The following is a 24,039-nucleotide window of genomic DNA, read 5'->3' as shown; positions in this document are numbered from 1 at the left end:
GCCTATGCCGTGTTGGCATGGACGGTGCAGAACATGACCACCTCATAGCCGGCGGACGGCGCGAACCTCGCGCCTGTCCCGCCGGGTGATAGCAGGCACATGATGATCCGGTGGCTTCGGTCGCTGTAGTTCAGTCGTCTTGGTCGCCCGGCGGGAAAGTGCGCAGGAACCATGCGAAGATGAGCCGGTTGCACACCATATCGTTGGCCCCAAGGCAGATGAATGTCGTGTCGATCGTCGCGTAATGATGAACCGCCACGTCCATGCCATAGGCAGTCCCGCCATGCCCCCAGCTCGCCTCCGGCCCGGAATTCACGACGAAGCCCAGGCCATACCACGGCGTGTCGCCCGCCATGGTTGCCAACTCGAAAAGTTCGGGCGGTAGCAGCTTGCCGGTTGGGAGTGTCCCGAAGAACCGTGCCACGTCGTTCGCGCTGGCAACCCCTCCACCCGCTGCCGATCCGCGCCAGGGGAGCGTATCGGTATTGGGCACTTTCGCTTCCTGCTCGCCAAAATAGCGGGTGAAGCCCAGCGGCACCTCATCCAGATGGTCGCGATCCGGAAAGCCGCTATGCGCCATCCCGGCGGGTGCAAAGATATGGGCTTGCACGTAATCCGCATATGCCATTCCCGATACGCGCTCGATCACCGCTCCCAGCAAGATGAAACCGTAATTGGAATATTCGGTCTTGCTCCCTGGCGGAAACTCGGGGGGACGCCCGCCGTTGATCTCAATCATGTCTGCCAGGGTGCGGACCCGCGCACGGTTTGCGCCCTCATCGCGGCCCAATATGCCGATATCTCCCGCGCCACCGCGATGATTGAGAAGCTGCCGGATCGTGACCTTTGCCATTTCGGCATTGGGATATTCGGTCAGATAGCGCCCGATGGGAGCATCCAGCTCCACCTTGCCCGCCGCCACAAGCTGCAGGATGCTGACCGCAGTGAACATCTTGCCGGATGAGGCCAGCAGCATCGGCGTGTCCAATGTGATGGCCCTGCCGCTCCCCGGCCGCACCTCGCCCCAACTGGCCGCGAATAGCCTTTTCCCCTCGCGCTCGACGATGATCGCGCCAGCAAATTCGCCGCGTTGGGCAAGCCGGTCCGCAACCAGCCGCGTTGCCTGGATTGCTCCATTGTCGGGCAGGGGCATGGGGCGCAGATCAAGGGTCTTCAGCTTTGAATCGCCGGCATTCGCAACAGCCAGTTTCAGCCTTTGCAGTCCGGGCAGGCATTTCTGGCGGAGCAGCACCTCCATGCTGGTCGAGGTCTTGGCCTTGAAATGGTCGACTGCAAAGCCGCAGCTGTCTTCTGCCTGTTCGAGCGCGAAGAGCGGGTTCGGGTCATCGGCATGCTGACGATAGAATGCCTGGATTTCGGCGCGATTGCCGCTGTTGATGGCCGTGAGCCAGGCATGGAAGGCAGCGTCGAGAGATGTCGTGGGGTGGGCTGAGGCATGCAGTGGCAGGTCCTGCGCCGCTATCGGACAAGAGCTTGAGGCAAGCACAAGGGCCGCCAGCATGGGCGTGATCATCTTGAACAAGGCGAATTCCCCTTCAGGGACGGTTGGGCTGGGTTGCTGGCAAAGGGGCAGGATGGCGCGGTGTCACCCGACCGTAATACCCACTACGACCCACCTGCCATCCTCGCGATCCAGTGTCACCGTCTCCACCGCCTCGGCCTTGTTGGCATAGACCGTGCGGAACTTGACCACCTCATAGCCTGAGGGCGGGGCAGGGAGGTTGTCATGGGCAAGCAGGGTGCGCGACACCGCCTTGCCGTAGCGAGCATGGACCTGCTCGGACACCTCGGACCAGACCTGCAGCGTGTTGAGCTGGCGGAAGGTGCTTCCGGTGGCGGCATAGCTTTCCGCCCATTTCTTCTGCTCCACGAGCGCGAGGAACTGGCGCGCGGCATCGACCACCTGCTTGTCGGCCACCGGCCCAGCGGGCTCGGCGGTGGCGCTGGTGGCGGTGATCAGGGGAAGCGTGGCAAAGGCGATCAGTCCAAGGGCCAGGGTCATGGCAAGCGCTCCTATCATCAGGCGGCGGCGCCTCAGTGGCGCACCGGCGCCGGGCTGCGGCGCGGCACCATGATCGCCCGAAGTGCTTTGCAGCGCCTCCCCGATAACCATGTCCCCAAGCCTTTTTGGGGGCGCTGCGCCATCCTCGGCCTGGTGCAGCAAGCGCGCTGCCTCGCGGCTGCTCGAGACCGCCATCTTGCGCCGCGCTTCACGCAACCGTTCGTTGATCGTGTGCACCGAAAGGTTCAGTTCGCGCGCGATCGACTTGGCGTCATGGCCGCAGACGATCAGCCGCAATGTCTGCTTTTCCTTCTCGGTCAACGACCAGGGCAGATCGGGCAGGGGCGTATCCATGGCCACGATGCTAGGCCCCGCTCAAGGGCACGGCCACCCCAAAAAATTTGTGGAAGGGGCAAGGCCGAGGGTTTCGCTTGCCTGTCACTCAAGGCCTTGTAATCGTGTGAAACGAACAACGCCGCGAACGCGCGGCAAGGGGGTCTGACATGAAGAAATCCGTTCTCTCGATCGTCGCGGCACTGGCCGCGGCGGCTGTCACCGTATCGGCGCAGGAAGCACCGCAGCGTTCGGTGATCACGGCGGCGAATATGGTCGACGTCGTCACCGGCAAGGTCACCGAATATCCCGCGATCTTCGTGGAGAACGGCCGCATTACGTCGATCGCCGATGCGCGCACGGTACGCTGGGGGTCGGACGTCGAGCATATCGACCTGTCCGGCAAGACTCTGCTGCCGGGACTGATCGACATGCATGTGCATCTGGACAGCTCGCCCACCTATGGCGGCTATAACAACCTCCAGTTCACCGATCGTTTCTGGAGCTTCGTCGCTGCCGCCAATGCGCGCGCGATGCTCGAGGCAGGCTTTACGACCGTGCGCAATGTCGGGTCCGAGGGCTATAACGATGTCGCGCTCAAGCAGGCGATCGGCGAGGGCTGGGCGGTGGGGCCGCGCATCGTGCCGGCGGCGCATGCGCTCGGCGCGACCGGCGGGCATTGCGACCAGACCTATCTGCCGCCTTCGTTTGCGGCCAAATCGCCTGCGGTGGGAGATGGTCCGGTCGAACTGCGCCAAAAGGTGCGCGAGCAGCGCAAATATGGCGCCGAGGTGATCAAGGTTTGCGCCACAGGCGGCGTGTTCTCGCGCAATACCGAACCGGGCCAGCAGCAGCTGTCCGAAGAGGAACTGCGCGCGATTGCCGACGAGGCGCATCAATGGGGCCTTCGCGTCGCGGCGCATGCACATGGTGCCGCGGGCATCAAGGCGGCGATCCGCGCCGGGATCGACACGATCGAGCATGCCAGCCTGGTCGATGACGAGGGCATCCGTCTTGCGGCCGAACGCAAGCAGCCGGTCTGGTTCTCGATGGATATCTTCAACACCGACTATACCCAGGCCGAGGGCGCGAAGAACGGCGTGCTCGAGGACAATCTGCGCAAGGACCGTGAAGTGGCTCAGATCCAGCGCGACAATTTCCGCAAGGCGCACCGCGCGGGCGTGAAGATGGTGTTCGGCAGCGATGCCGGCGTGATGCCGCACGCCACCGCCGGGGGGCAGTTCAAGGTCATGGTCGAATATGGCATGACGCCGCTCGAGGCCATCCGTGCAGCCACGCTCAATGCCGCCGAGGCGCTCGGCAAATCGCAGGATGTCGGCGCGATTGCCGTAGGCCGCTTCGCTGATATTGTTGCGGTCGATGGCGATCCGCTTGCCAATGTGCGCGAGCTGGAAAGCGTCGATGCGGTCGTCCAGGGCGGCGTTCGGATTCGCTGAATTTATGCGGTAAATTGCCGCAACATTGGCGCAAATCCGCTTTCGCGCGGGCAGGCGGAGTGCTAATTGCTGCGCACAATCTGCTTTCTGGGGAGAAGAGCATGAGTCTCACTGCGATGATCGCCATGGCAATGACCATGGCTGCTGCGGATCCGGTCGATACCGCCCGCAAGGAGTTCAACGACTGCCTGACCAAGTTCACCAACGAGAGCCTGGACGCGAAAAAGGCGCAGTCCGATTTCACCAAGGAATCGGCATCGGCCTGCTCTGCGGAAAAGACCAAGCTGATCGACCTGATGGTCAAGGCCGAGATGCAATATGGCGGCAAGAAGGCTGAGGCCGAAAGCTATGCCAATGAAGAGACGCAGATGATCATCGACAGCTATGTCGGCAGCTACGGCGATTATCTCGCGAGCAACACCCGGCACGGCAAGCAGTAAGGGCTCTGCGCCCGGTGCGGACGCTCTACCCGCCGATCGAGCCCTATGCCAGCGGCCTGCTGGATACAGGTGACGGCCACCAGGTCTATTGGGAGCGGGTCGGCACGCCAGGCGCCAAGCCTGCGGTGTTCCTCCACGGCGGTCCGGGCGGCGGTTGCTCGCCCGACCATCGGCGGCTGTTCGATCCAGCGCTTTACGATGTGCTGCTTTTCGACCAGCGCGGGTGCGGGCGTTCGACGCCCCATGCCGCGCTGCATGCCAATACCACCTGGCACCTCGTCGCCGATATCGAGCGGCTGCGCGAGATGGTGGGCGCTCCCGACTGGCTGGTGTTCGGCGGGTCCTGGGGATCGACGCTGGCGCTCGCCTATGCGCAGACGCACTCCAGCCGCGTTTCGCAGCTCGTGCTGCGCGGAATCTATATGTGCACCAAGCCCGAGCTCGACTGGTTCTACCAGTTCGGTGTCTCGCAGATGTTCCCGGACAAGTGGGAACGGTTCACGGCGCTGATTCCCGAGGACGAGCGTGACGATATGCTCGCAGCCTATCACCGCAGACTCACCGGTGACGATCCGGAGCTGCAGGTCCTGGCCGCACGAGCCTGGAGCCTGTACGAGGGGGAGACGGTCACGCTGCTTCCCGATCCGAGGCTTACCGAGCAGCATGACGACGGGCATTATGCGCTCGCCTTCGCGCGGATCGAGACCCACTATTTCGTCAATGGCTGCTGGCTCGAGCCCGAGCAGCTGTTGCGCAATGCATCGAGGTTGAGCGGTATCCCGGGGACGATCGTGCATGGCCGCTACGACATGCCGTGCCCGGCCCATTATGCCTGGGCGCTGCACAAGGCATTGCCGCACATGGATTTCCACCTGATCGAAGGGGCCGGGCATGCCTATTCGGAGCCCGGCATCCTCGACCAGCTGATTGCAGCGACCGATCGTTACGCGGGCAAGGTCTGATCGCGCGCCCGCGCCTGCTCAGTTGCCGTGCTTGCGCACCAGCTCGCGCATCGCATCGTCCAGCCCTTCGAGCGTGAGCGGATACATGCGGTCCTTCATCAGGTCCTTGATCATCCGCACCGATTGCGAATAGCCCCACTGGTTCTCGGGCACCGGATTGAGCCATGCGGCGGCGGGATAGGTGTTGATCACGCGCTGCATCCACACCGCGCCGGCCTCGTCGTTGAAATGCTCGACCGATCCCCCCGGATGGCTGATCTCGTACGGGCTCATCGAGGCATCGCCGACAAAGATCACCTTATAGTCATGCCCGTATTTGTGCAGGATGTCCCAGGTGTTGGTCCGCTCGGTAAAGCGGCGGCGGTTGTCCTTCCACACGCCTTCATACAGGCAGTTGTGGAAATAGAAGAATTCCAGATTCTTGAACTCGGTCGTCGCGGCCGAGAACAGTTCCTCGCACAGCTTGATGAACGGGTCCATCGATCCGCCGACATCGAGGAACAGCAGCAGCTTGACCGCATTGTGCCGCTCGGGCCGCATGCGGATGTCGAGCCAGCCCTGGCGCGCGGTGCCGTCGATGGTGCCGTCGATATCGAGCTCGTCCGCCGAACCTTCGCGCGCGAAACGGCGCAGGCGGCGCAGCGCCACCTTGATGTTGCGGGTGCCCAGCTGACGGGTCGAATCGAGGTTCTGGTATTCGCGCTTCTCCCAGACCTTGATCGCGCGCTTGTGCTTGCTTTCGCCGCCGATGCGCACGCCTTCGGGATTGTAGCCCGCATTGCCGAACGGGCTGGTGCCGCCGGTGCCGATCCACTTGTTGCCGCCCTGGTGGCGCTTTTCCTGCTCCTCGAGCCGCTTCTTCAGCGTCTCCATGATCTCTTCCCAGGACCCGAGCGACTTGATCTTCTCCATCTCCTCTTCGGAGAGGAACTTCTCGGCCACCGCCTTCAGCCAATCCTCGGGAATGGTGGCGCTGTCATTGCCCTGGAAGGTCATCTCCAGGCCCTTGAACACCTTGGCAAAGACCTGGTCGAACCGGTCGAGCAGGCCTTCGTCCTTCACCAGCGTCGCGCGAGAGAGATAATAGAATTCCTCCGGGCTCTGTTCGATGACCTGCGCATGGAGCGCTTCGAGCAGGATGAGATGTTCCTTGAGCGACACCGATATGCCGGCGCTGCGCAATTCGTCCATGAAAGAAAAGAACATCGCGGGTCCCTGCTGCTTTACGTTTCCGTCAGCCTTGAACGATGCCTGCAGTCAGCTCGTCTGGCAAGCGCGAAGCGTCACGGCGCTCGTTTTACCCGGCCTTAACCATAAGCCGTTACGTCATGCCATCACGCCAGTGCAAAGGTCCCTGATGGAGCAGCATCGCATTATTCCGCCAGACAGCGATGCCCTCCAGCAAATGGCGGAAAGCTGCGGCGAATCGGTTATTGGTGCATCGCGGGTCGGCGGGATCGTCACGGCGGTTCGCGATCGCATGGCCCTGCTCGGCGAAAAGCGATCCTATCTCGAACAGATCGCGCGCAACCTGGCACAGGAGCAGGAGCAGGTGGTCGTCGCGACCACAAGCGCGCGCGAAATGAGCAAGGCGGCTTATCGCAACCTTGCCGAGGGTTCCGATACCATGCAGGTCTCGGCGCTCGAGCTGCACGATCTGATCTCGCTGATCCAGGGCCTCGGGGAAGACGTCAAGCGCTTTGCCCATGCGATGGACGACGTGATCCTGGCCAGCCGGACGATCGATGCGATCGCGCGCTCGACCAACATGCTCGCGCTCAACGCCGCGATCGAGGCCGAACGCGCTGGCGCCGCCGGCGCGACCTTCGCCGTCGTCGCTGCCGAGGTGAAGAAGCTGGCGCAGGACACCCGCCAGGTCACGGACCGGATCGCCGGGACGATGCATTCGCTCAGCACCGAGGCCGGGCATTTCATGGCGCAGGTCGAACGGGGTGTCGAGCAGAGCCGCAGCGCGCAGCGGCACCTGGAAACGATCGACGTCACCATCCGCCAGGCCGGCAACATGATGCGCGAAGTCGCTGCAAAGGCGGATGCGATCGCCGATTCTAGCACCGGCGTTCGATCCGATACGGGCGAACTGTGCGACAATCTGTTCGTCTTCATGGAAGATGTCGCCGGGTGCAGCAACCAGCTCGACGATGCGCTCAGCCAGAGCAATGCGCTCGAAGGGCTGTCCAATGTCGTCTTCAACCAGCTGCTCCACACCGGGCTGTCGCACCGCGACAATCCCTTTGTCGAACTGGCGGTCTCGACCTGCGACGAGATCAGGGACCTTATCGAGGCAGCGATCGATGGAGGTCAGATCACCGAGGCGGATGTCTTCGACCGCGATTATCGCCCGCGCGGCGAACCTGGCCTGAACCGTTTCGACAACCGGTTCAACGACTTTGCCGACGCACGCATCCGCCCGATTCTCGACCGCTTCTGGGGCCAGGACAACCATGCCTATGGTGCGGTGATATCGAACGAGGACGGCTATCTGCCGACCCATATCAGCGAGCGTTCGCATCAGCCGACCGGCGATCACCAGCATGACGCCGCACATTGCCGCAACCGGATGATCGTCCTCGACCATACCACCATGGGCGCCATCGCGCACAAGCACGACCGCTATTATGCTGCGGTCTATCGCTTCGAGCCGACCGCCAGCGACGGCTGCATCCTGCGCAACATCTTCGTGCCGCTGTGGATCAAGGGCCGCTACTGGGGCAATTTCGAGCTGGCTTATATCCGCTGAACCATGAACTGCCGCCAGAGCGGTTTCATCTCGCCGCATTCTACGCGGCCGGACGCATGAGAACGCTCGTCAATCAACGTCGGGCGTGGCACCCTTCCGGGCATGATCAGACTTTTCGCGCTCGCCTTGCCCTTGCCATCTGCCGTCGCGGTGCCGCCACCGCCGATCGTGATTGCGCCGTCACCTGCTCCCGCTGCCGCATCGCTGCTATCGTGGACGCCAGGGGATGTGAATTGCGGCGGCACGGCTGCGAGTGTCGTTCGGATCGAGCGACCCTGGCTGCAGAGGGTCTACCCCAACAGCGCAAAGTACGCGCCTGTCAGTTTTACATTCGACATAGACGCCAATGGTAGGCCCCTGGCCATTCGCAAGGGGGATGCGGCGATCCCCTTTGGCATAGCGGATGATCTGGGACCGGCGCTGGCCGCCACCCGGTTCAGGCCGGGCCAGGCGAAAACGGGCTGCACGATCGTCTATTCGCCTCAACTGACGGCGATCGATGATGCGCCGCTATCGGCGCTGATGGCATATGCTGCCAATCCGGTCTCCGGTCCTCTACCTCCCGAGGCCTGGAAACGTATTTATGAAACCGGAACATGCAAGGGCGACTCGGTGGCGGGCCTGCGCAACCGGGCATTTCCGAATTTTCGCGCGATCCCTGCGGAGCCTGGCGTCCGGGACTGGTCGATGGTTGGCTATGACGTCGGACAGGATGGAGCATCGATCAATATCGAGACGCTTGCCAGTTCGGGCAATGCTGCGCTCGATGAGGCCAGCCGGGCTGCAACAGCCGAGACGCGATACTGGTCGGGAGCGTTTACGGGGTGCCGATTCTCTTACTGGCGCTCCGCCGGCACGCTGCCTGCGCCACCGGCACCAGAAGAGGACGCGTTCCGGCCTGCCGGTGCTACCTGTCCGGAACGTCGCGATTGGGCAACCCCGCCTGTTTTGCGCTTTCCCGAGCCCTATCGTCGCCGGGCTATCGAGGGATGGGCGGTGGTGACCTATGATGTCGCCCCCTGGGGTGAAATCAACAATGTACAGGTCAAGGCCAGCCAGCCGAGCGCAGATTTCGGGACCCAGGCGACGGTGGTGTTGCGGTCTGCGCGAGTGAAGGCAGGGACAGGCGCAGTCGGCTGCGTCGAACGGGTGCGGTTCGCGATGGAACCGGACAAGGCCGAAACCGCACCCTGACAAAGGTCCGAAGATCAGCTGTTGCGGCGCGCCATGAAGGCGAGGCGTTCGAACAGCATTACGTCCTGCTCGTTCTTGAGCAGCGCGCCGTGCAGCGGCGGGATCGCCTTGCTGGGGTCGCGCGACTGCAGCACCTCGAGCGGCATGTCCTCGTGCAGCAGCAGCTTCAGCCAGTCGAGCAGCTCGCTGGTCGAGGGCTTCTTCTTGAGGCCGGGCACCTCGCGCACGTCGTAGAAGATCTCGAGCGCCTTCTGCACCAGGATCTTCTGGATGCCGGGGAAGTGCACGTCGATGATCGCCTGCATCGTCTCGCGATCGGGGAACTTGATATAGTGGAAGAAGCAGCGGCGCAGGAACGCGTCGGGCAGTTCCTTCTCGTTGTTCGAGGTGATGACGACGATCGGACGCTCCTGCGCCTTCACCAGTTCCTTGGTCTCGTAGACGTAGAATTCCATCCGATCGAGTTCCTGCAGCAGGTCGTTGGGGAACTCGATATCGGCCTTGTCGATCTCATCGATCAGCAGCACCGGCAGCTGGGGCGAGGTGAAAGCCTCCCACAGCTTGCCCTTCTTGATATAGTTGGCGATGTCGTGGACGCGCTCGTCGCCCAGCTGGCCGTCGCGCAGGCGGGCGACCGCGTCATATTCGTACAGGCCCTGCTGCGCCTTGGTGGTCGACTTGATATTCCATTCGATCAGCGGGGCATTGGCAGCTGCCGCGATCTGGTGTGCCAGCACGGTCTTGCCGGTGCCGGGCTCGCCCTTGACCAGCAATGGGCGGCGCAGCGCAACCGCGGCATTGACCGCTACCTTGAGGTCGTCGGTTGCAACATAGTCGCTGGTGCCTTCAAAACGCATGAGCCTCGCCTTCCTGCCGCTATTAACTGTGCGTTTAAGCGATAAGGGGCTTGCGCGGGCTTGGCAAGCCGCGACAACGATTTCGACTTTACGTTTACGTTTGCGTCAGTCTGGCTCTGCCGGGCGCAGGCGCTTTGCGGATCAGAGCCCGTCCTGCTGACGGCGCGCTTCGGCGCGATCGGCCAGCATGTCCCAGAAGGTGCGGTGCTGTACCAGCATCTGCGATGCGCCGAAGCCCATCGCGCGACCGATGGAGCGGTCGCTGCCGATCATGGCCGCCAGGTCCAGAGTCTCCTCGCGCGAGGGCAGGGTGGAGGGGCGCGGCTCGAGACCGGTCCGCTGGGCGATAACGTCGAGCACGTCACGGATGATATGCCAATCGAGCACCAGGGCAAAGGCTGCACCCAGCGCGCAGCCCTGCCGGTCCGACTGGGACAGCGCATTGAGCGCGCCGCGCAGGTTGATGATCGCCGGCGTGCACTTGTCCTGTCCCGGCGTGCTCGTGATCGGCCCGGCGGCGACGGTGAGCTTGGTGAGCAGCGCGCGTTCGCCGACAAAGGCCTCGCACGCCCGCGCGAGCCATTTGCCGACCTGCGGATCGGCGCTGCGCGTCGCGGCATAATCGATCAGGCCAGGATAGCGGCCGTGAAGCAGGCACAGGAAATGGGCGGCATCGGCCAGGTCCATCGGCCGCGCCGGGGCGACTCGATCCGCCAGACGCGCGACAAACACATGGGTGTCGCTCATGCCCAGAGCGAGCGCGGCTTCCAGCGAGCGCGGCGGAGCCGCCTCGGGCTGGGCGCGATCAAAGGCTCCTGGCTGGATAAACGACACGCGTTCAAGGCTCCGCTGGCTCGAGGCAAAGGTGTGGCAGGCAGACGCGCGGTCTGCCCCCACACCCGCCTTCTAGCGCATCGTCCTAAAGAGAAGGTTTACAAGGACGGCGCCGGTGCGGCGACGCGGTGCTGTTCGTCGAGGAATTGCGCCACGTCGTCTAGTTCGACATCATGCGCGACGAAGGTGCTGCCGATCCCGCGCAGCAGCAGGAAGGGCAGGGTGCCGCCCGACATCTTCTTGTCGTGGCGCATATGGTCGACCAGCGCATTGCCATCGGCGGTGACACCAGCATCGGCAAGCGTCACCGGCATCGCGCAGGCTGCCAGATGCGCTGCGACCCGGTCAGCATCGCGCGTTTCGCACAGACCGCGCCGCGCCGAATACCGCAGCGCCAGCACGATGCCGACTCCGACCGCCTCGCCATGCAGCAGCCGCTCGCCAAAGCCGGTATCAGCCTCGAGCGCATGGCCGAAGGTGTGGCCAAGGTTGAGCAGCGCACGCCGGTCCTTCGTTTCGCGCTCGTCCTCGCCGACGATCCGCGCCTTGGCGGCCACCGAGGTGACGATCGCATGCTCCAGCGAAGCGCAATCCTGCGCCAGTACGGCCTGTCCGTTCGCTTCGCACCAGTCGAAGAACGGCGCATCGTCGATCAGCCCGTATTTGACGACCTCGGCATAGCCAGCGCGCATCTCGCGCGAGGGCAGGGTGCCCAGCACCTGCGGATCGATCAGCACGAATTTTGGCTGGTGGAAGGTGCCCACCAGATTCTTGCCCGCTTTGGTGTTGATCGCGGTCTTGCCGCCGACCGAACTGTCGACCTGCGCCAACAGAGTCGTCGGTACCTGCACGAAATCGCAGCCGCGTTTCACGATCGAGGCGGCAAAACCGGTCAGGTCGCCGATCATGCCGCCGCCCAGTGCGAAGATGGTGTCGCTGCGCTCCACGCCCATCGCGAGCAGCCAGTCGATCAGGTGCGCCAGTTCTGACCAGCTCTTGCTCGCTTCGCCCGCCGGAACGATATGCAGATGCGCCTCGACGCCGGCGCTGGCGAGCTGCGCCTCGATGCGCGGCCAGTGATGTGCGGCGACGTGGGAATCGCTGATCCAGAGCGTCCGCCCGCGGCGCGTCCATGGTGCGATATGCCCAGCGATCTGGGCAAGCGCACCGGCCTCCACCAGAATGTCATAGCTGCGCTGGCCCAGCGCGATATTCAGCCGTGCCATCGAGCCAGTCCTTCCAATATTGCTGTAACGGTGCGGTGGTGCGGCCCATCCTTGCTGCGCACATGGATCTGTGCCTCCGCATATATGGGGTTGCGCTGTTCGGCCAGGCGGGTGAGCACCTCGGCCGGATTGCCGTTGCGCAGCAGCGGCCGGGTATTGCGCCGACTGACTCGCTCGACCAGCGTGCGAATATCGGCATCGAGCCAGATCGCGATGGCACCCGACAGGATGAGCGCACGCGTCTCCTCGTTCATGAACGCGCCGCCGCCGGTGGCGATCACGCGCGGCTGTCCGTCGATCAGCCGTGAAATCACCCGGCGCTCGCCATCGCGGAAATAGGGCTCGCCAAAACGCTCGAAAATCTCTGCAATGGTCATGTGCGCGGCCTTCTCGATCTCCTCGTCGGCATCGACAAAGCCGATGCCAAGATCGTTTGCCAGCCGCTTGCCGACCGTCGACTTTCCCACGCCCATCAACCCCACCAGCACCAGCGGCCGGTCGAGCCATCGCATGATATCCCCGGCCAGCCGCGCAGGGTCTGATTTTCGGTTCTGCAGCATTGCCGCGCAGCCTATAAATAGGCTAGGCGGTGGCGCAAGTTATCTTGACTTGGACGGAGAATATCCTGGCTATGGCCATTATCGGACAGAATTATGCACGGCGCAGGCGGCCCAAGGGCCCGATCATTCTGGTGTTGATCGCCGTTGCCCTGATCGGTCTGCTGGCTCTGGCATGGTCGCGTGGTGGCGAGGTGCCGACCCAGCGCGTCGAAAAGTCGATCCCGCTGCCTGCTGCGGCCAAGAGCGGAGCCGCTGCCGGCTCCACCCAGTCCGAGGGCTGAATTCATGCGGCGGGGGATGGTGCTGGGCTGTGTCAGCCTGCTGGCGTTGGCGTTTGTTTCCGCGCCGGTGATCGGGCAGAACGAGGCGCCTGAATCGCTGCTTCCGCCAGGCTTCAACGATCCCGCGCCCGCGCCTTCGCAGTCCGAGCCGCCGCCTCCTGCCGAGCCGGGTCGTACGGTTACGCCGGTCCCTGGCACGGCCGTGCCATTGCCGACCGCGCCGCTGCCGACGCTCGCCGGCCAGGATGCGCCGACCGACGAGGAGCTGAGCGAGGAACTCGCCAAGCTGCAGGAAGAGCTTGAAGCACAGATTGCACTGACCCAGTCACTGCCGCCGAGTGCGCGGCGCTCGCTCGATCTGATCGGACCGCTGACCCAGGCCAATGGCGGGTTTGCGGCCTCCTCGCTGGGCAATATCGGTGGGCTTTACGCGCAGACGCTGGTGCGCAGGACCAGCGGCCGCATCGTGTCTCGCTGGGCCTCGCTCGGCCTGCAGAAGCTCCTCCTGAGCGAACTTGCGACCCCGCAGGGCCTCAATGGCGCCAATTGGGCCGCAGAACGCGCAGCGCTGTTGCTGCGCATCGGTTCGGCCGATGGCGCGGTGCGCATGGTGCAGGCGGTCGATCCGCCGGCCGCGACGCCACGCCTGCTCAATGTCGCGCTCGACAGCTATGTCGCGTCGGCCGATCCGCTCGGCATGTGCCCGCTGCTGCCCTTTGCCGGAGAGAGCGCCAAGGGCAACCAGTGGCAGCTGATCCGCGCGATGTGTTCGGGCTTTTCGGGTGAGGGCAGTGCAGCGCGCGAGCAGATCGACCGGGCGCGCCGGCAGGGTGCGATGGACCGCATCGATGTCGTGCTCGCCGAGAAGATCGTCGGTGCGAGCCTCAACGGCAGGCGCGCGGTCACGGTGCAATGGGACGATGTCGATCAACTCACCCGCTGGCGCTTCGGCCTGGCGCTGACCGCCGGGATCGAGCCGCCCGAGGCGCTCTATGCGCGCGCCGACCGCAATTTCCAGGCTTGGCGCGCACGCGCTCCGATGGCCCCGCTCGCCTCGCGCGTGCAGGCCGCCGATGTCGCGGCGGCCATGGGTATGCTGTCGAGCGCCGATATGGTCGATCTCTACGGCGCCACCTTCGACGATCCGGGCACCGACGAAGCGCTGCGCGACCGGATGGCGCTGCTGCGCACGGCCTATGTCGCGACCGATGCCGATGACCGGGTCCGCGCGATGCGTGCGCTCTGGGACCGGTCGGAAAACGCCTTTGTCCGCTATTCGGCGCATATCCTGACCGCACATGCAGCGGCGCGTGTCGTGCCGTCGGAGGATTTGGCGGATTATGCCGACGATCTGATCGTCTCCATGGTCTCGGCAGGCTTCGACACCAGCGCGGCGCGCTGGCGGTCGGTCGCGGAAGAAGGCAGCCTCGGCTGGGCGGTGCTTGCGGTCGCGGTTCCGGGACGCGCGCAGGTCGCCGCGTCCGATGTCAGCAGCTTTTTCGACAATGACCAGAGCAATGAGGCGCGCAAGAGCGCGTTTCTGGTCGCTGGTCTTGCCGGGCTGGGACGGCTGAGCAGTGCTGACCGCGATTCGCTCGCAGAGGACCTGGGCATCGGTTTCGGCGGCGAAACCCGCTGGACCCGCGCGATTGCCGCTGCTGCCGCTGAAGGCAATGACGGGCTGGTGACGCTGCTGGTCGGCATGGGCATGCAGGGCAATGACTGGTCGGCGATGACCCCGCGCCAGCTCTATCATGTCGTGGCGGCGCTGCGCACGGTGGGACGCCAGGCCGAAGCGCGGATGATTGCAGCCGAAGCCGTCAGCCGCGCCTGATCGGTGGGCAGCGAAGACGCCTGGCTGATCGACCGCTTCCTGGAAATGTTGGCGGCCGAGCGCGGCGCTTCCGCAAACACACTGGCAGCCTATCGTCGCGATCTCGAACAGGCGTCCGAAATTCTGGGCGGTCGGCTGGCGCAAGCCGACGAGACCGCGCGCACGACGCTCGACCATCATTGGCGCTCACTCGCTGCCAGCAGCCTGGCACGCAAGAGCTCGTCGTTGCGCGGCTTCTTCGCCTTCCTGGAAGACGAGGGGCTGGGCGTCGATGCCCGGAAAGCGCAGGCCATGCTGGCGCGGCCCAAGGTGCAGCGCCCGCTTCCGAAGATCCTGAGTCATGACGAGATCGCGCAGCTGTTCGCGCTCGCCGAGGAGCGCGCTGCCGCCCCGGAGGCGCGCGCTGCCGACATCCGCCTGCTCGCCCTGCTGGAACTGCTTTACGGATCGGGGTTGCGCGCCAGCGAACTGGTCGGCCTGCCGCGCAGCGCGGCGCTCGCCGGACGGCCGCTGCTGGCGATCACCGGCAAGGGGGGCAAGCAGCGGCTGGTGCCAATATCGGGGCGCGCACGCGAAGCGCTGCAGCGCTGGTTGGCGGTGCCTTCGTCCAATCCGCGCTGGCTGTTCCCTTCGCGCACCGGGCATATCAGCCGTATCCGGCTCTACCAGCTGATCAAGGAATTTGCCGCCAGCGCCGGAATCGATCCTGCGCGTGTCAGCCCGCATGTGCTGCGCCACGCCTTTGCCACGCATCTGCTCGAAGGCGGCGCGGATCTCAGGACCTTGCAGACCTTTCTGGGCCATGCCGATATCGCGACGACGCAGATCTATACCCATGTCGACAGCCGCCGCCTCGTCGAGCTGGTCAACCGCCGCCATCCGCTCGCGAAGATGAATCTTGCCGAGCGGCGGCGGCAGGGCTAGGCGATTGCGTCATGAGCATGACAAGCTATCTGGAATTCGAAAAGCCGATCGCCGCGCTCGATGCGCGCATCGCAGAGCTTCGTGAAACCGCCGATACGGGCGAGATCGATATCGAGAGCGAGATCGAACGCCTCGCCGCCAAGTCGCGCAAGCTGCTGGCCTCGACCTATGCGGGCCTGACCCCGTGGCAGAAGACTCAGGTCGCCCGCCATCCGGCGCGGCCGCATTTCAAGCATTATGTGGCGGGCATGTTCGACGATTTCCTGCCGCTGGCGGGCGACCGCGCCTTTGCCGACGACAAGGCGATCATGGGCGGCTTTGCCCGGATGGGCGAGCAGCGCGTCGTCGTGATCGGCCATGAAAAGGGCGACACCACCGAAAGCCGCATCCGGCACAATTTCGGCATGGGCAAGCCCGAGGGCTATCGCAAGGCCATCCGACTGATGGACCTGGCCGACCGGTTCGGCCTGCCGGTGGTGACCCTGGTCGATACATCGGGTGCCTTTCCCGGCGTCCAGGCCGAAGAGCGCGGCCAGGCCGAGGCGATCGCTCGCTCGACCGAACGCTGCCTGACGCTGGGTGTGCCGATGGTTGCGGCGATCGTCGGCGAGGGCGGCTCGGGCGGTGCGGTGGCGCTGGCCTCGGCCGAACGCGTGCTGATGTTCGAACACGCCGTCTATTCGGTGATCTCGCCCGAAGGCTGCGCCTCGATCCTGTGGCGCACCGCCGACAAGGCCGCGGATGCGGCCGAGGCGATGCAGGTGACCGCAGCGGACCTCAAGCGGCTCAATGTCATCGACCGGATCGTCAAGGAGCCGGTCGGCGGCGCGCATCGCGACCAGGCCCAGGCGATTGCAGAGCTGGGCAAGGCCATCCGCGAGGAGCTGGAAGGCCTCAAGAAGCTGAGCCCCGCCGAACTCAGGGCCGCGCGCGAAGCCCGCTTCCTGGCGATCGGCGCGCTCTGACGTTCACGTAAAATCGTCGCAACCGCTCGGCGATCGCATCGTTGTGCGGGCATCGCCATTTGATCCTGCGCGTGCCTGGCGGCATGATGCGCATCAACTGGCATGGCCGGAGACGATAAGGGAGAGCGATATGGCGGCACGGTTCAAGCATCTGGCAATCATGGCGGCGGCTGGTGCTGGCACCATCGCGCTCATCGGCCAGTCCGTCGCGCCCCGGGCGGAAGCGCTGGCGATGCAGGCCCAGGCGATAACCGCCCAGGAAAAGCGCCAGGGCGCGGAAGTGCACCCCAAGCTGCTCGAGGAGTTCGGCGGGGCCTATCAGGTGCCGCAGACCAGCTATGTCGTGCAGGTGGGCAAGGGCATTGCGGTCCAGTCGGGTCTCGGCAATGCCCGCGACGATTTCACCGTCACCCTGCTCAACAGCCCGGTGAACAACGCCTTCGCGATTCCCGGGGGCTATGTCTATGTGACGCGCCAGCTGATGGCGCTGATGAACGACGAGGCCGAGCTGGCCGGGGTGCTGGGCCACGAGGTCGGCCATGTCGCCGCGCGCCATTCGGAAAAGCGCCAGAAGGCGGCGCAGCGCAACAGCATTATCGGCCTGCTGGGGCAGATCGGCGCGGCGGTGCTGCTCGGTGACGGCGCGGCAGGCCAGATCGGCCAGCAGATTTTCGGCACCGGTTCGCAGCTGCTGACGCTCAAATATTCGCGCAAGCAGGAAGAAGAGGCCGACGATCTCGGCGTGCGCTATCTGAGCCAGGCCGGTTACGATCCGCTGGCATTGTCGACGATGCTGGCTTCGCTCGCGGCGCAGCAGGCGATCGACGTGCGTTCGCAGGGCGGCGATGCCCGTTCGGTGCCCGAATGGGCAAGCACCCATCCCGATCCGGCGCGCCGCGTCAGCCGCGCAGCGACGGTGGCGCAGAAGTTCAGCGGCAGCACGCGCAACCGCGACGTCTTTCTCAGCCGTCTCGACGGGCTGCTCTATGGCGACGATCCGAAACAGGGCGTTGTTCAGGGGCGCCAGTTCCTCCATCCAGAGCTGGGCCTCAAATTCGCTGTGCCTCAGGGCTTTGCCATGCAGAACGGCACCAGCGCGGTGACGATCAACGGTCAGTCCGCCCAGGCGCAGTTCACGCTCGGCCAATATTCGGGTGACCTGTCACGCTATGTCGACCAGGCCTTTGCGGGGCTTGGCAGCAGCAATCAGCGAATCAATTATGGGCAGATCCAGCGGACGACGGTCAACGGTATCCCCGCCGCCTATGCGACTGCGCGCGTCAACGCCAACCGGCAACTCGTCGATGTGACGGTGTTCGCCTATGCCTTTGCCAACAACCGGGCCTATCATTTCGTCGCGCTGACCCCGGCTGGCCGCGCCGATGTGTTTGCGCCGATGTTCCAGAGCGTACAGCGGCTGGCAGGCGCCGAGGCTGCGCAGATCAGGCCGCGGCGCGTGCGTGTGGTCACCGTGGCCCGCGGCGATACCGTGCAGCGGCTGGCCGCGCGCATGGCCTATGACGATCTGAAGGTCGAGCGTTTCCTGGCGCTCAACGGCCTGTCCGGTAACGCGGCGCTGGCGCCTGGGCAGAAGGTCAAGCTGGTAACGTACTGAGGGCACAAAAAAGGGCGGCATTGCTGCCGCCCTTCCTTGTCGATTGAGCCAGGGCTCAGCCGCCGGTGCTGGTGCTGCCGCCGCTGGTGCCGCCGCTGGTGCCGCCGGAGCTGCCACCAGCCGACTGAGTGGTCAGCTTCGAGCTGACGGTGTTGAAGGTGGTCGACAGGTTGGTACCCAGCGAGCTCATGGCGGTGATCGCGGCGACGGCGATCAGAGCGGCGATCAGGCCGTACTCGATGGCGGTTGCGCCCTTCTTGTCGGCGAAAAGATTGCGAATGGTCTTCATGTCAGGTCTCCTGTTCGAGGTCTTCACTTCCCCGTCCGATCTGGCGAATTGAGATTGGACGGTTTGGGGTTAGATCAAAAAGCTTTCCATTTTCCTAAGAGTGGCCGGGCTGTCTGAAATTCCGACACTTACTCTTCCTTCGGGACGATCTTCTCCTCGACAAAATCCCACATCCCGATGGTCTTGCTGGCCATCGAGCTCATCGAAACGATGATGGTAATGCCGATAAGGGCCACGATCAGGCCATATTCGATTGCGGTTGCGCCGCGCTTTGATCTGGCCAAGAGAGTCAGAAAGTGCAGCATGGTGCTTCCGTAAAATGGCCGGGGTCCCATCTGCCCCCCTCGCAATTTTGCAAATTCGACTTACCAAAAAGTTAAGGCGCGCCGATCCAATGGAAAATTATCCGACACTCTTCCCCGTTGTGGCGGGGCTCATGCTCGATGCCGAGGGCCGCATCCTGGTGCAGCAGCGCCCCGAAGGAACTGCTATGGCGGGGCTGTGGGAGTTCCCCGGCGGCAAGATCGAACCAGGCGAGACGCCGGAACAGGCCCTGGCGCGCGAGCTCGCCGAGGAGCTCGGAATCGCGATTCTGCCGGAAGAGTGCGAGCCGATGACCTTTGCCAGCGCCTCGCTCGGCCAGCGCCACCTGATCCTGCTGCTGTTCCGGTGCCGCGTCTGGGCGGGCGAACCGCGGGCGCTCCACGCCACCGCCTTGCGCTGGGCGACGGTGGACGAATTATACCAGCTGCCGATGCCGCCTGCAGACCTTCCCCTCCTGGCGATCATCGCGCAATCCCTGGATGGACAGCCGGTCGGTGCATGATTTTTCGAAATGGCAGAAAAAGGTGTTGCCAAGCCTATCTTCGCTGACTATTGGCAGCCCTCCAACGCGCCCGTAGCTCAGCTGGATAGAGCATCAGACTACGAATCTGAGGGTCGGACGTTCGAATCGTTCCGGGCGCGCCATTTTCCAAAATCGCTATACACAGTGATCCAGCCCGCCTTGCGGGACCCGCTTCGGCGCGCGTGTTCGCCGCAATCAGATGGTTTCATTTGACACCAGTTTGGGGTGTGCTATCGTTTGGGCAGAACAGATATCCTGCAGGAGTGCGCGGCAATGGCTGACCTTTTCGAAAACCCCTTGGGCCTGGACGGGTTCGAGTTCGTCGAATTCTGCGCGCCCGAAAAGGGCCTGCTCGAGCCGGTGTTCACCGCGATGGGCTTCACCCGCATCGCGCAGCATCGTTCGAAGGACGTCCACCTCTGGCGGCAGGGCGATATCAACCTGATCGCCAATTACGAGCCCGCCAGCCCGGCAGCCTATTTCGCCGCCGAGCATGGTCCTTCGGCCTGCGGCATGGGCTTTCGCGTCAAGAATGCGCGCGACGCCTATAAGGAAGCGCTGGCGCGCGGCGCGGAGCCGGTGGAAACCAAGACCGGCCCGATGGAGCTGCGCCTTCCCGCGATCCGCGGCATCGGTGGCGCGATCATCTATCTGATCGACCGCTATGCCACGCTCGACAATCCCGATGCGCTGTCGATCTACGATATCGATTTCGAATATCTGCCGAACGTCGATCGCTTCCCCGTCGGCGCGGGCTTCAAGATGATCGATCACTTGACCCACAATGTCTATGGCGGCCGCATGGACCATTGGGCCAAGTTCTACGAGCGCGTGTTCAACTTCCGCGAGATCCGCTTCTTTGACATCAAGGGCGAATATACCGGCCTCACCAGCCGCGCGATGACCGCGCCCGACGGCCGCATCCGCATCCCCTTGAACGAGGAAGGCGCGAAGGGCGGCGGCCAGATCGACGAGTTCCTGCGTGCCTATAATGGTGAGGGCATCCAGCATATCGCCTTCATCTGCGACGACCTGATCGCGTGCCTCGACCGCATCAAGGCGCTGGGTGCGCCGCTGATGGCGCCGCCGCCCGCAACCTATTACGAGGCGCTCGAAGAGCGTCTGCCCGGCCATGGCGAGCCGGTCGAGGAACTGCAGTCGCGCGGTATCCTGCTCGACGGATCGACCGAGAACAACGATCCGCGCCTGCTGCTGCAGATTTTCGGTCAGCCGCAGATCGGCCCGGTGTTCTTCGAGTTCATCCAGCGCAAGAAGGATGAGGGCTTCGGCAACGGCAATTTCACCGCCCTGTTCAAGTCGATCGAGGAAGACCAGCTGCGCCGCGGCGTGCTGAAGGTGCAGGAACCGGCGGAATGACCGCGCCCTTCGCGCTGTCGCGCATCCATCACGTCGCCTATCGCTGCAAGGACGCGAAAGAGACGGTCGAATGGTACGAGAAGGTGCTGGGCATGACCTATACCAGCGCCTTTTCCGAAGACCATGTGCCGTCGACCGGGGCCTATGATCCCTATATGCACGTGTTCCTCGATTGCGGCGGCGGCAATGTGCTCGCCTTTTTCGAACTGCCGCAGCAGCCCGAAATGGGCCGCGATGCCAACACCCCCGAATGGGTGCAGCATATCGCCTTCGAGGTGCGCGACATGGACGCATTGCTCGCGGCCAAGGCGCATATCGAGGGGCTGGGCATCGATGTGCTGGGGCCAACCTTTCACGGCATCTTCCGCTCGATCTATTTCTTCGACCCCAATGGCCACCGCGTCGAGCTCGCTTGCAATATCGGCAAGCCCGAGCATTACGAGGAGTTGAAGCGCGTCGCGCCGCTGATGCTCGACGAGTGGAGCCGCACCAAGAAGGCGCCGCGCCATGCCGACTGGTTGCACAAGGATCCCGATGCAGCCTAAAGGTCGTTCATGACCTTTGAAGACCAGCTCGAACGCTATTTCGGCACCCGCGATCCCGCCGCCATTGTCCCGCAGGCGGTGGATGCAGCGATCGAGCGGATGCAGGTCGATCTCGGACTGACGACGGTCCCGGGCGAACGCTTTGCCTTGTGGTGCATGCTTTTCATGTTTGGCCGGGCTCCCGATATCGACCAGACCTTTGCCGATCGGGCCGAGCGCGATCTGGCGCGCGACTTCATCGAAATGTCGGAGCAGACAGGGCAGGGGGGCTGACCATGGCCGAGATCATCAACCTCAGACAGGCGCGCAAGGCCATCAAACGCAAGCAGGGCGAAGCCACCGCCGCTGCCAACCGCGCCAAGTTCGGTCGCACCAAGGCCGAGCGTCTGAGTCATGCGAGCGAGCAGGCGCGCGCGTTGCGGCTGCTCGATGGCGCGAAGCGGGAGCAGGACTGATGCGCTCGACATCCGATCAGGTCAGCGTCCGCCTCTACCATCTCGACGGCGAGGCCGAGGGCGGCGCGGCGTCCACCCTGTTCTACGGCCCACTGTCCGAAGCGCTGCGCCTCGCCGAACTCGAACCGGCGGAAGTGCAGGAAGGCCTGTTCATCGCCACCGACAATGATGTGGTGGCGTATCTGGATTTGATCGAGGGGTGAGGCTGGACTTTCGTTGGCATCTTAAGCCTTACCACCCGCATTCATCCTGAGCAGCGGGCGTCAGCCCGCGAAGTCGAAGGACCCGCGCCGACGCTGGCCATATAGCGGGGCCTTCGACAAGCTCTGGCTGAGCGGAGGTAGTGGACGTGTGAACCTTTAACGATAAGATAATTCGATCCGGAAACGACACCGTTGCCTTCACTGGCTTTACCATCCAAAAGCTTTCAATGACGACTGCAACTGTAATTCGCTGGAGCCCCGTCGATCACGCTCCGGAACTGCCGCTCAGCGCTTTCAATCTTATCTGGAGCAGCAGCGGGTCTCTGATTCTTCAGGGTCTTTACCCCACTGAACTAAACCCCCCAACGAAGGGGATTGTTCTGTCGTTCAGCAACACTTATGCCTTCATGTCGTTTGACGAATTCTCTGACTATCTCAACGGCATGAAGGTCGAAGTTCCTGCCTTGGTCAAACCTGTCCCCTACGGAGGTTGTTGGCCCTTTTTGGAAGTTCTCGGCTCGCCCTGGTTGCGTGAAGTGGTGGAGCGTAACGGGACATTGGCAGTTACAGACTTTCGGCACTGGGTGATTGTAGCGCGTAACCATACTCTTCACGTCATGGAGCATTCTCGTAGCGCCCCGACGTTCGAGGGTTGGCTCCAATAAGAGTGCCTGAACGTCTGATCCCCACGCGACTTCAGCTATCCAATTTCAAACCTTTGTAGCGACCGCGCAGATCGGGTCGATCGATGTGCCAACCGAGCCTATCCCCGCGCTTGCCCCGCCACGTCGAGAATGCACCGCACGAACCCCTGTGGATCGTCCTCCTGGATGAAGTGACTGCCGCTCAGCGTGCAGTGATTCTGCCCTCTGGTCCCCGGCACGCGACCGACGAACAGCGCGTCGCCGCCGCGGGTGATGGGGTCGCGGTCGCTGAAGCAGCACAGGAACGGCTTCTCCCAGCGGTCGAGCACCTCCCAGGCTTTCAGCTGATCGGGCACCGCGACATTCGGCCCCAAAGGCACAAAACTTGGGAAAATGCGCGCGCCCGCCTTGTATCGGCCATTGGGGAAGGGGGCGTCATAAGCGGCGATCTCGGCATCGGAGAGCGTGCGCGCCGTGCCCCTGGCGATGATCCTGCCGATGGGGAACACCGGGCTGTATTTGGAAAAGGCCCGCCAGATCGCAAAGGCGCGCGGCGCATCCTGGCCCGCAGGCAGGCCGCCATTGGAAAGCACCACGCCGTTGAACCGCTCGGGCATTTCCGAGACGAGCCTGAGGCCGATCAGCGATCCCCAGTCCTGGCACGCGAGCGTGATGTTCCTAAGGTCGAGCTTCTCGATCCAGCGGCGAATCCAGGCGACATGGCGCGCATAGCTATAGTCGCTCTTTTTCGCGAGCTTGTCCGACTTGCCGAAACCGATCAGGTCGGGAGCAAGGACGCGATAACCGGCGTCTGCCACGGGGCCGATCATGAAGCGATAGAGATAGCACCAGCTCGGCTCGCCATGCATCATCAGCACGACAGGAGCCTCTCGCGGTCCTTCGTCGACATAATGCACGCGAAGCCGGGTGCCGTCGGTCGGGTCAGCGATCTCGGCATAATGCGCTGCGAAGGGAAAATCGGGAATGGCGGCGAATCGCGCATCCGGCGTTCTCAAGACCTGCATGACATCTCCCAAAGCCAGGATTATTATGGCATGGCGAATGACATAATATTTGCGCGGATGCAAACGCGGCTTTAGCAACCGTTTCGCGCGGGGTGGGTTTACGGGAGTATCGGCCTCCAGCGCGGAGAGGGTGAGGCCTGAAAGCCATGGCAGCGCGGCTCCGGTCCCACACCAGGGCCGGAAAAATTCCGCTGCCTGAAAAAAATCTGCAAAAAGGGTTTGACCCGACTCACATCACCCCATATAGGCCGCTCCACCGGCGGGGACGCACTGACGTTTCCTCGGTCGCCAACAGATACGGATGTCCAATCCCCCGGACGAAAGAACGGGGAGGGTTGGTTGTCCGCTGTTTTTGTCTTGGTGAGATCTTTGACATTGTAGGTTTAGATGA

The 24,039-nt window shown here is 63.6% G+C and carries 27 protein-coding genes and 1 tRNA gene; 18 read left to right on the top strand and 10 right to left on the bottom strand.

All coding sequences use genetic code 11. The features are described from left to right. Window positions 1-130 precede the first annotated feature (130 nt). Together AX735_RS12425 and AX735_RS12420 are read right to left on the bottom strand one after the other, a co-directional pair. Window positions 131-1,534 (bottom strand): serine hydrolase domain-containing protein, encoded by a 1,404-nt coding sequence (locus AX735_RS12425; RefSeq protein WP_231750105.1) that lies wholly within the window; start codon window positions 1,532-1,534, stop codon window positions 131-133. A 72-nt stretch (window positions 1,535-1,606) separates the two neighbouring features. Beyond that, window positions 1,607-2,377, bottom strand: a complete 771-nt coding sequence (locus AX735_RS12420) for a helix-turn-helix domain-containing protein (RefSeq protein ID WP_066280544.1) — start codon at window positions 2,375-2,377, stop codon at window positions 1,607-1,609. 149 nt (window positions 2,378-2,526) lie between these two features. Between AX735_RS12420 and AX735_RS12415 the strand changes: the two genes are divergently transcribed. The 3 genes from AX735_RS12415 to pip all read left to right on the top strand — a co-directional run bounded on the left by AX735_RS12415 (window position 2,527) and on the right by pip (window position 5,215). Next, complete coding sequence (locus AX735_RS12415; protein ID WP_066280539.1) at window positions 2,527-3,813, top strand: Xaa-Pro dipeptidase; 1,287 nt, start codon at window positions 2,527-2,529, stop codon at window positions 3,811-3,813. A 101-nt stretch (window positions 3,814-3,914) separates the two neighbouring features. Continuing rightward, window positions 3,915-4,253: a hypothetical protein gene (locus AX735_RS12410; RefSeq protein WP_137775513.1), complete on the top strand. Its 339-nt coding sequence runs from the start codon at window positions 3,915-3,917 to the stop codon at window positions 4,251-4,253. A 14-nt stretch (window positions 4,254-4,267) separates the two neighbouring features. Further along, window positions 4,268-5,215: a prolyl aminopeptidase gene (gene pip, locus AX735_RS12405; protein ID WP_082751070.1), complete on the top strand. Its 948-nt coding sequence runs from the start codon at window positions 4,268-4,270 to the stop codon at window positions 5,213-5,215. An 18-nt stretch (window positions 5,216-5,233) separates the two neighbouring features. Here pip and AX735_RS12400 read toward each other — a convergent pair whose 3' ends face one another. Next, complete coding sequence (locus AX735_RS12400) at window positions 5,234-6,421, bottom strand: vWA domain-containing protein (protein WP_066280532.1); 1,188 nt, start codon at window positions 6,419-6,421, stop codon at window positions 5,234-5,236. Between the two features lie 151 nt (window positions 6,422-6,572). Here AX735_RS12400 and AX735_RS12395 point away from each other — a divergent pair, with 151 nt between their 5' ends. Then, entirely contained in the window at window positions 6,573-7,973 is a 1,401-nt protein-coding gene (locus AX735_RS12395; RefSeq protein WP_066280529.1) for a methyl-accepting chemotaxis protein, read from the top strand. Window positions 7,974-8,075: 102 nt separating this feature from the next. After that, window positions 8,076-9,167, top strand: coding sequence for an energy transducer TonB (locus AX735_RS12390; RefSeq protein WP_082751069.1), 1,092 nt, complete (start codon window positions 8,076-8,078; stop codon window positions 9,165-9,167). A 14-nt stretch (window positions 9,168-9,181) separates the two neighbouring features. Here the strand turns inward: AX735_RS12390 and AX735_RS12385 are convergent, their stop codons facing one another. The 4 genes from AX735_RS12385 to AX735_RS12370 all read right to left on the bottom strand — a co-directional run bounded on the left by AX735_RS12385 (window position 9,182) and on the right by AX735_RS12370 (window position 12,644). Next, window positions 9,182-10,024, bottom strand: coding sequence for an AAA family ATPase (locus AX735_RS12385; protein WP_060977003.1), 843 nt, complete (start codon window positions 10,022-10,024; stop codon window positions 9,182-9,184). Between the two features lie 141 nt (window positions 10,025-10,165). After that, a complete protein-coding gene (locus AX735_RS12380) occupies window positions 10,166-10,921 on the bottom strand; it encodes a DUF6975 family protein (RefSeq protein WP_181265984.1) in 756 nt (251 codons plus the stop codon). Window positions 10,922-10,956: 35 nt separating this feature from the next. Continuing rightward, window positions 10,957-12,084 carry a 3-dehydroquinate synthase gene (aroB, locus tag AX735_RS12375; RefSeq protein WP_066280525.1) on the bottom strand — a complete coding sequence of 376 codons (1,128 nt, stop codon included), beginning with the start codon at window positions 12,082-12,084 and terminating at the stop codon, window positions 10,957-10,959. After that, window positions 12,072-12,644, bottom strand: a complete 573-nt coding sequence (locus tag AX735_RS12370) for a shikimate kinase (protein WP_081096859.1) — start codon at window positions 12,642-12,644, stop codon at window positions 12,072-12,074. Before AX735_RS12370 ends, aroB begins: the two co-directional genes overlap by 13 nt. A 71-nt stretch (window positions 12,645-12,715) precedes the next feature. Here AX735_RS12370 and AX735_RS12365 point away from each other — a divergent pair, with 71 nt between their 5' ends. From AX735_RS12365 to AX735_RS12345, 5 genes are all read left to right on the top strand, one after another. Further along, window positions 12,716-12,925: a hypothetical protein gene (locus AX735_RS12365; RefSeq protein WP_066280522.1), complete on the top strand. Its 210-nt coding sequence runs from the start codon at window positions 12,716-12,718 to the stop codon at window positions 12,923-12,925. Between the two features lie 4 nt (window positions 12,926-12,929). Then, complete coding sequence (locus AX735_RS12360; RefSeq protein ID WP_137775516.1) at window positions 12,930-14,759, top strand: hypothetical protein; 1,830 nt, start codon at window positions 12,930-12,932, stop codon at window positions 14,757-14,759. Window positions 14,760-14,762: 3 nt separating this feature from the next. Continuing rightward, entirely contained in the window at window positions 14,763-15,683 is a 921-nt protein-coding gene (locus AX735_RS12355) for a tyrosine recombinase (RefSeq protein WP_082751068.1), read from the top strand. A gap of 17 nt (window positions 15,684-15,700) precedes the next feature. Continuing rightward, window positions 15,701-16,648, top strand: a complete 948-nt coding sequence (locus AX735_RS12350) for an acetyl-CoA carboxylase carboxyltransferase subunit alpha (RefSeq protein WP_066280615.1) — start codon at window positions 15,701-15,703, stop codon at window positions 16,646-16,648. Between the two features lie 130 nt (window positions 16,649-16,778). Further along, window positions 16,779-18,263: a M48 family metalloprotease gene (locus AX735_RS12345; protein ID WP_066280518.1), complete on the top strand. Its 1,485-nt coding sequence runs from the start codon at window positions 16,779-16,781 to the stop codon at window positions 18,261-18,263. 55 nt (window positions 18,264-18,318) lie between these two features. On the opposite strand, the gene AX735_RS12340 is transcribed toward AX735_RS12345, so the two are convergent. Further along, window positions 18,319-18,552: a Flp family type IVb pilin gene (locus AX735_RS12340; RefSeq protein WP_066280516.1), complete on the bottom strand. Its 234-nt coding sequence runs from the start codon at window positions 18,550-18,552 to the stop codon at window positions 18,319-18,321. 128 nt (window positions 18,553-18,680) lie between these two features. Beyond that, window positions 18,681-18,857: a Flp family type IVb pilin gene (locus AX735_RS24335; protein ID WP_082751067.1), complete on the bottom strand. Its 177-nt coding sequence runs from the start codon at window positions 18,855-18,857 to the stop codon at window positions 18,681-18,683. A gap of 89 nt (window positions 18,858-18,946) precedes the next feature. Here AX735_RS24335 and AX735_RS12335 point away from each other — a divergent pair, with 89 nt between their 5' ends. The 8 genes from AX735_RS12335 to AX735_RS12300 all read left to right on the top strand — a co-directional run bounded on the left by AX735_RS12335 (window position 18,947) and on the right by AX735_RS12300 (window position 22,644). Next, the gene (locus AX735_RS12335) at window positions 18,947-19,378 is read left to right on the top strand and encodes a (deoxy)nucleoside triphosphate pyrophosphohydrolase (RefSeq protein ID WP_066280513.1); all 432 of its coding nucleotides are present in this window, start codon (window positions 18,947-18,949) and stop codon (window positions 19,376-19,378) included. A gap of 66 nt (window positions 19,379-19,444) precedes the next feature. Further along, window positions 19,445-19,521 (top strand) — tRNA-Arg (locus AX735_RS12330). Between the two features lie 151 nt (window positions 19,522-19,672). Further along, window positions 19,673-20,776, top strand: a complete 1,104-nt coding sequence (gene hppD / locus AX735_RS12325; RefSeq protein WP_066280510.1) for a 4-hydroxyphenylpyruvate dioxygenase — start codon at window positions 19,673-19,675, stop codon at window positions 20,774-20,776. Then, entirely contained in the window at window positions 20,773-21,321 is a 549-nt protein-coding gene (locus tag AX735_RS12320) for a VOC family protein (RefSeq protein ID WP_066280504.1), read from the top strand. Before hppD ends, AX735_RS12320 begins: the two co-directional genes overlap by 4 nt. A 9-nt stretch (window positions 21,322-21,330) precedes the next feature. Next, window positions 21,331-21,594, top strand: coding sequence for a hypothetical protein (locus AX735_RS12315; RefSeq protein ID WP_066280498.1), 264 nt, complete (start codon window positions 21,331-21,333; stop codon window positions 21,592-21,594). 2 nt (window positions 21,595-21,596) lie between these two features. Beyond that, window positions 21,597-21,776 (top strand): DUF4169 family protein, encoded by a 180-nt coding sequence (locus AX735_RS12310; RefSeq protein ID WP_066280496.1) that lies wholly within the window; start codon window positions 21,597-21,599, stop codon window positions 21,774-21,776. Further along, window positions 21,776-21,979 (top strand): hypothetical protein, encoded by a 204-nt coding sequence (locus tag AX735_RS12305; protein WP_066280494.1) that lies wholly within the window; start codon window positions 21,776-21,778, stop codon window positions 21,977-21,979. The genes AX735_RS12310 and AX735_RS12305 overlap by 1 nt, the downstream gene beginning before the upstream one ends. Before the next feature lie 227 nt (window positions 21,980-22,206). After that, window positions 22,207-22,644 (top strand): hypothetical protein, encoded by a 438-nt coding sequence (locus tag AX735_RS12300; protein WP_066280492.1) that lies wholly within the window; start codon window positions 22,207-22,209, stop codon window positions 22,642-22,644. A 98-nt stretch (window positions 22,645-22,742) separates the two neighbouring features. Here AX735_RS12300 and AX735_RS12295 read toward each other — a convergent pair whose 3' ends face one another. Beyond that, on the bottom strand, window positions 22,743-23,648 hold the full coding sequence (locus tag AX735_RS12295; RefSeq protein WP_066280490.1) for a haloalkane dehalogenase: 906 nt from the start codon (window positions 23,646-23,648) through the stop codon (window positions 22,743-22,745). Between the last annotated feature and the right edge of the window lie 391 nt (window positions 23,649-24,039).

Source organism: Blastomonas sp. CCH1-A6 (assembly GCF_001556365.1).
Lineage (GTDB): Bacteria > Pseudomonadota > Alphaproteobacteria > Sphingomonadales > Sphingomonadaceae > Blastomonas > Blastomonas ursincola.
Note: the sequence above shows the minus strand (reverse complement) of the source record. Positions and strands in the feature narration are given on the sequence as shown.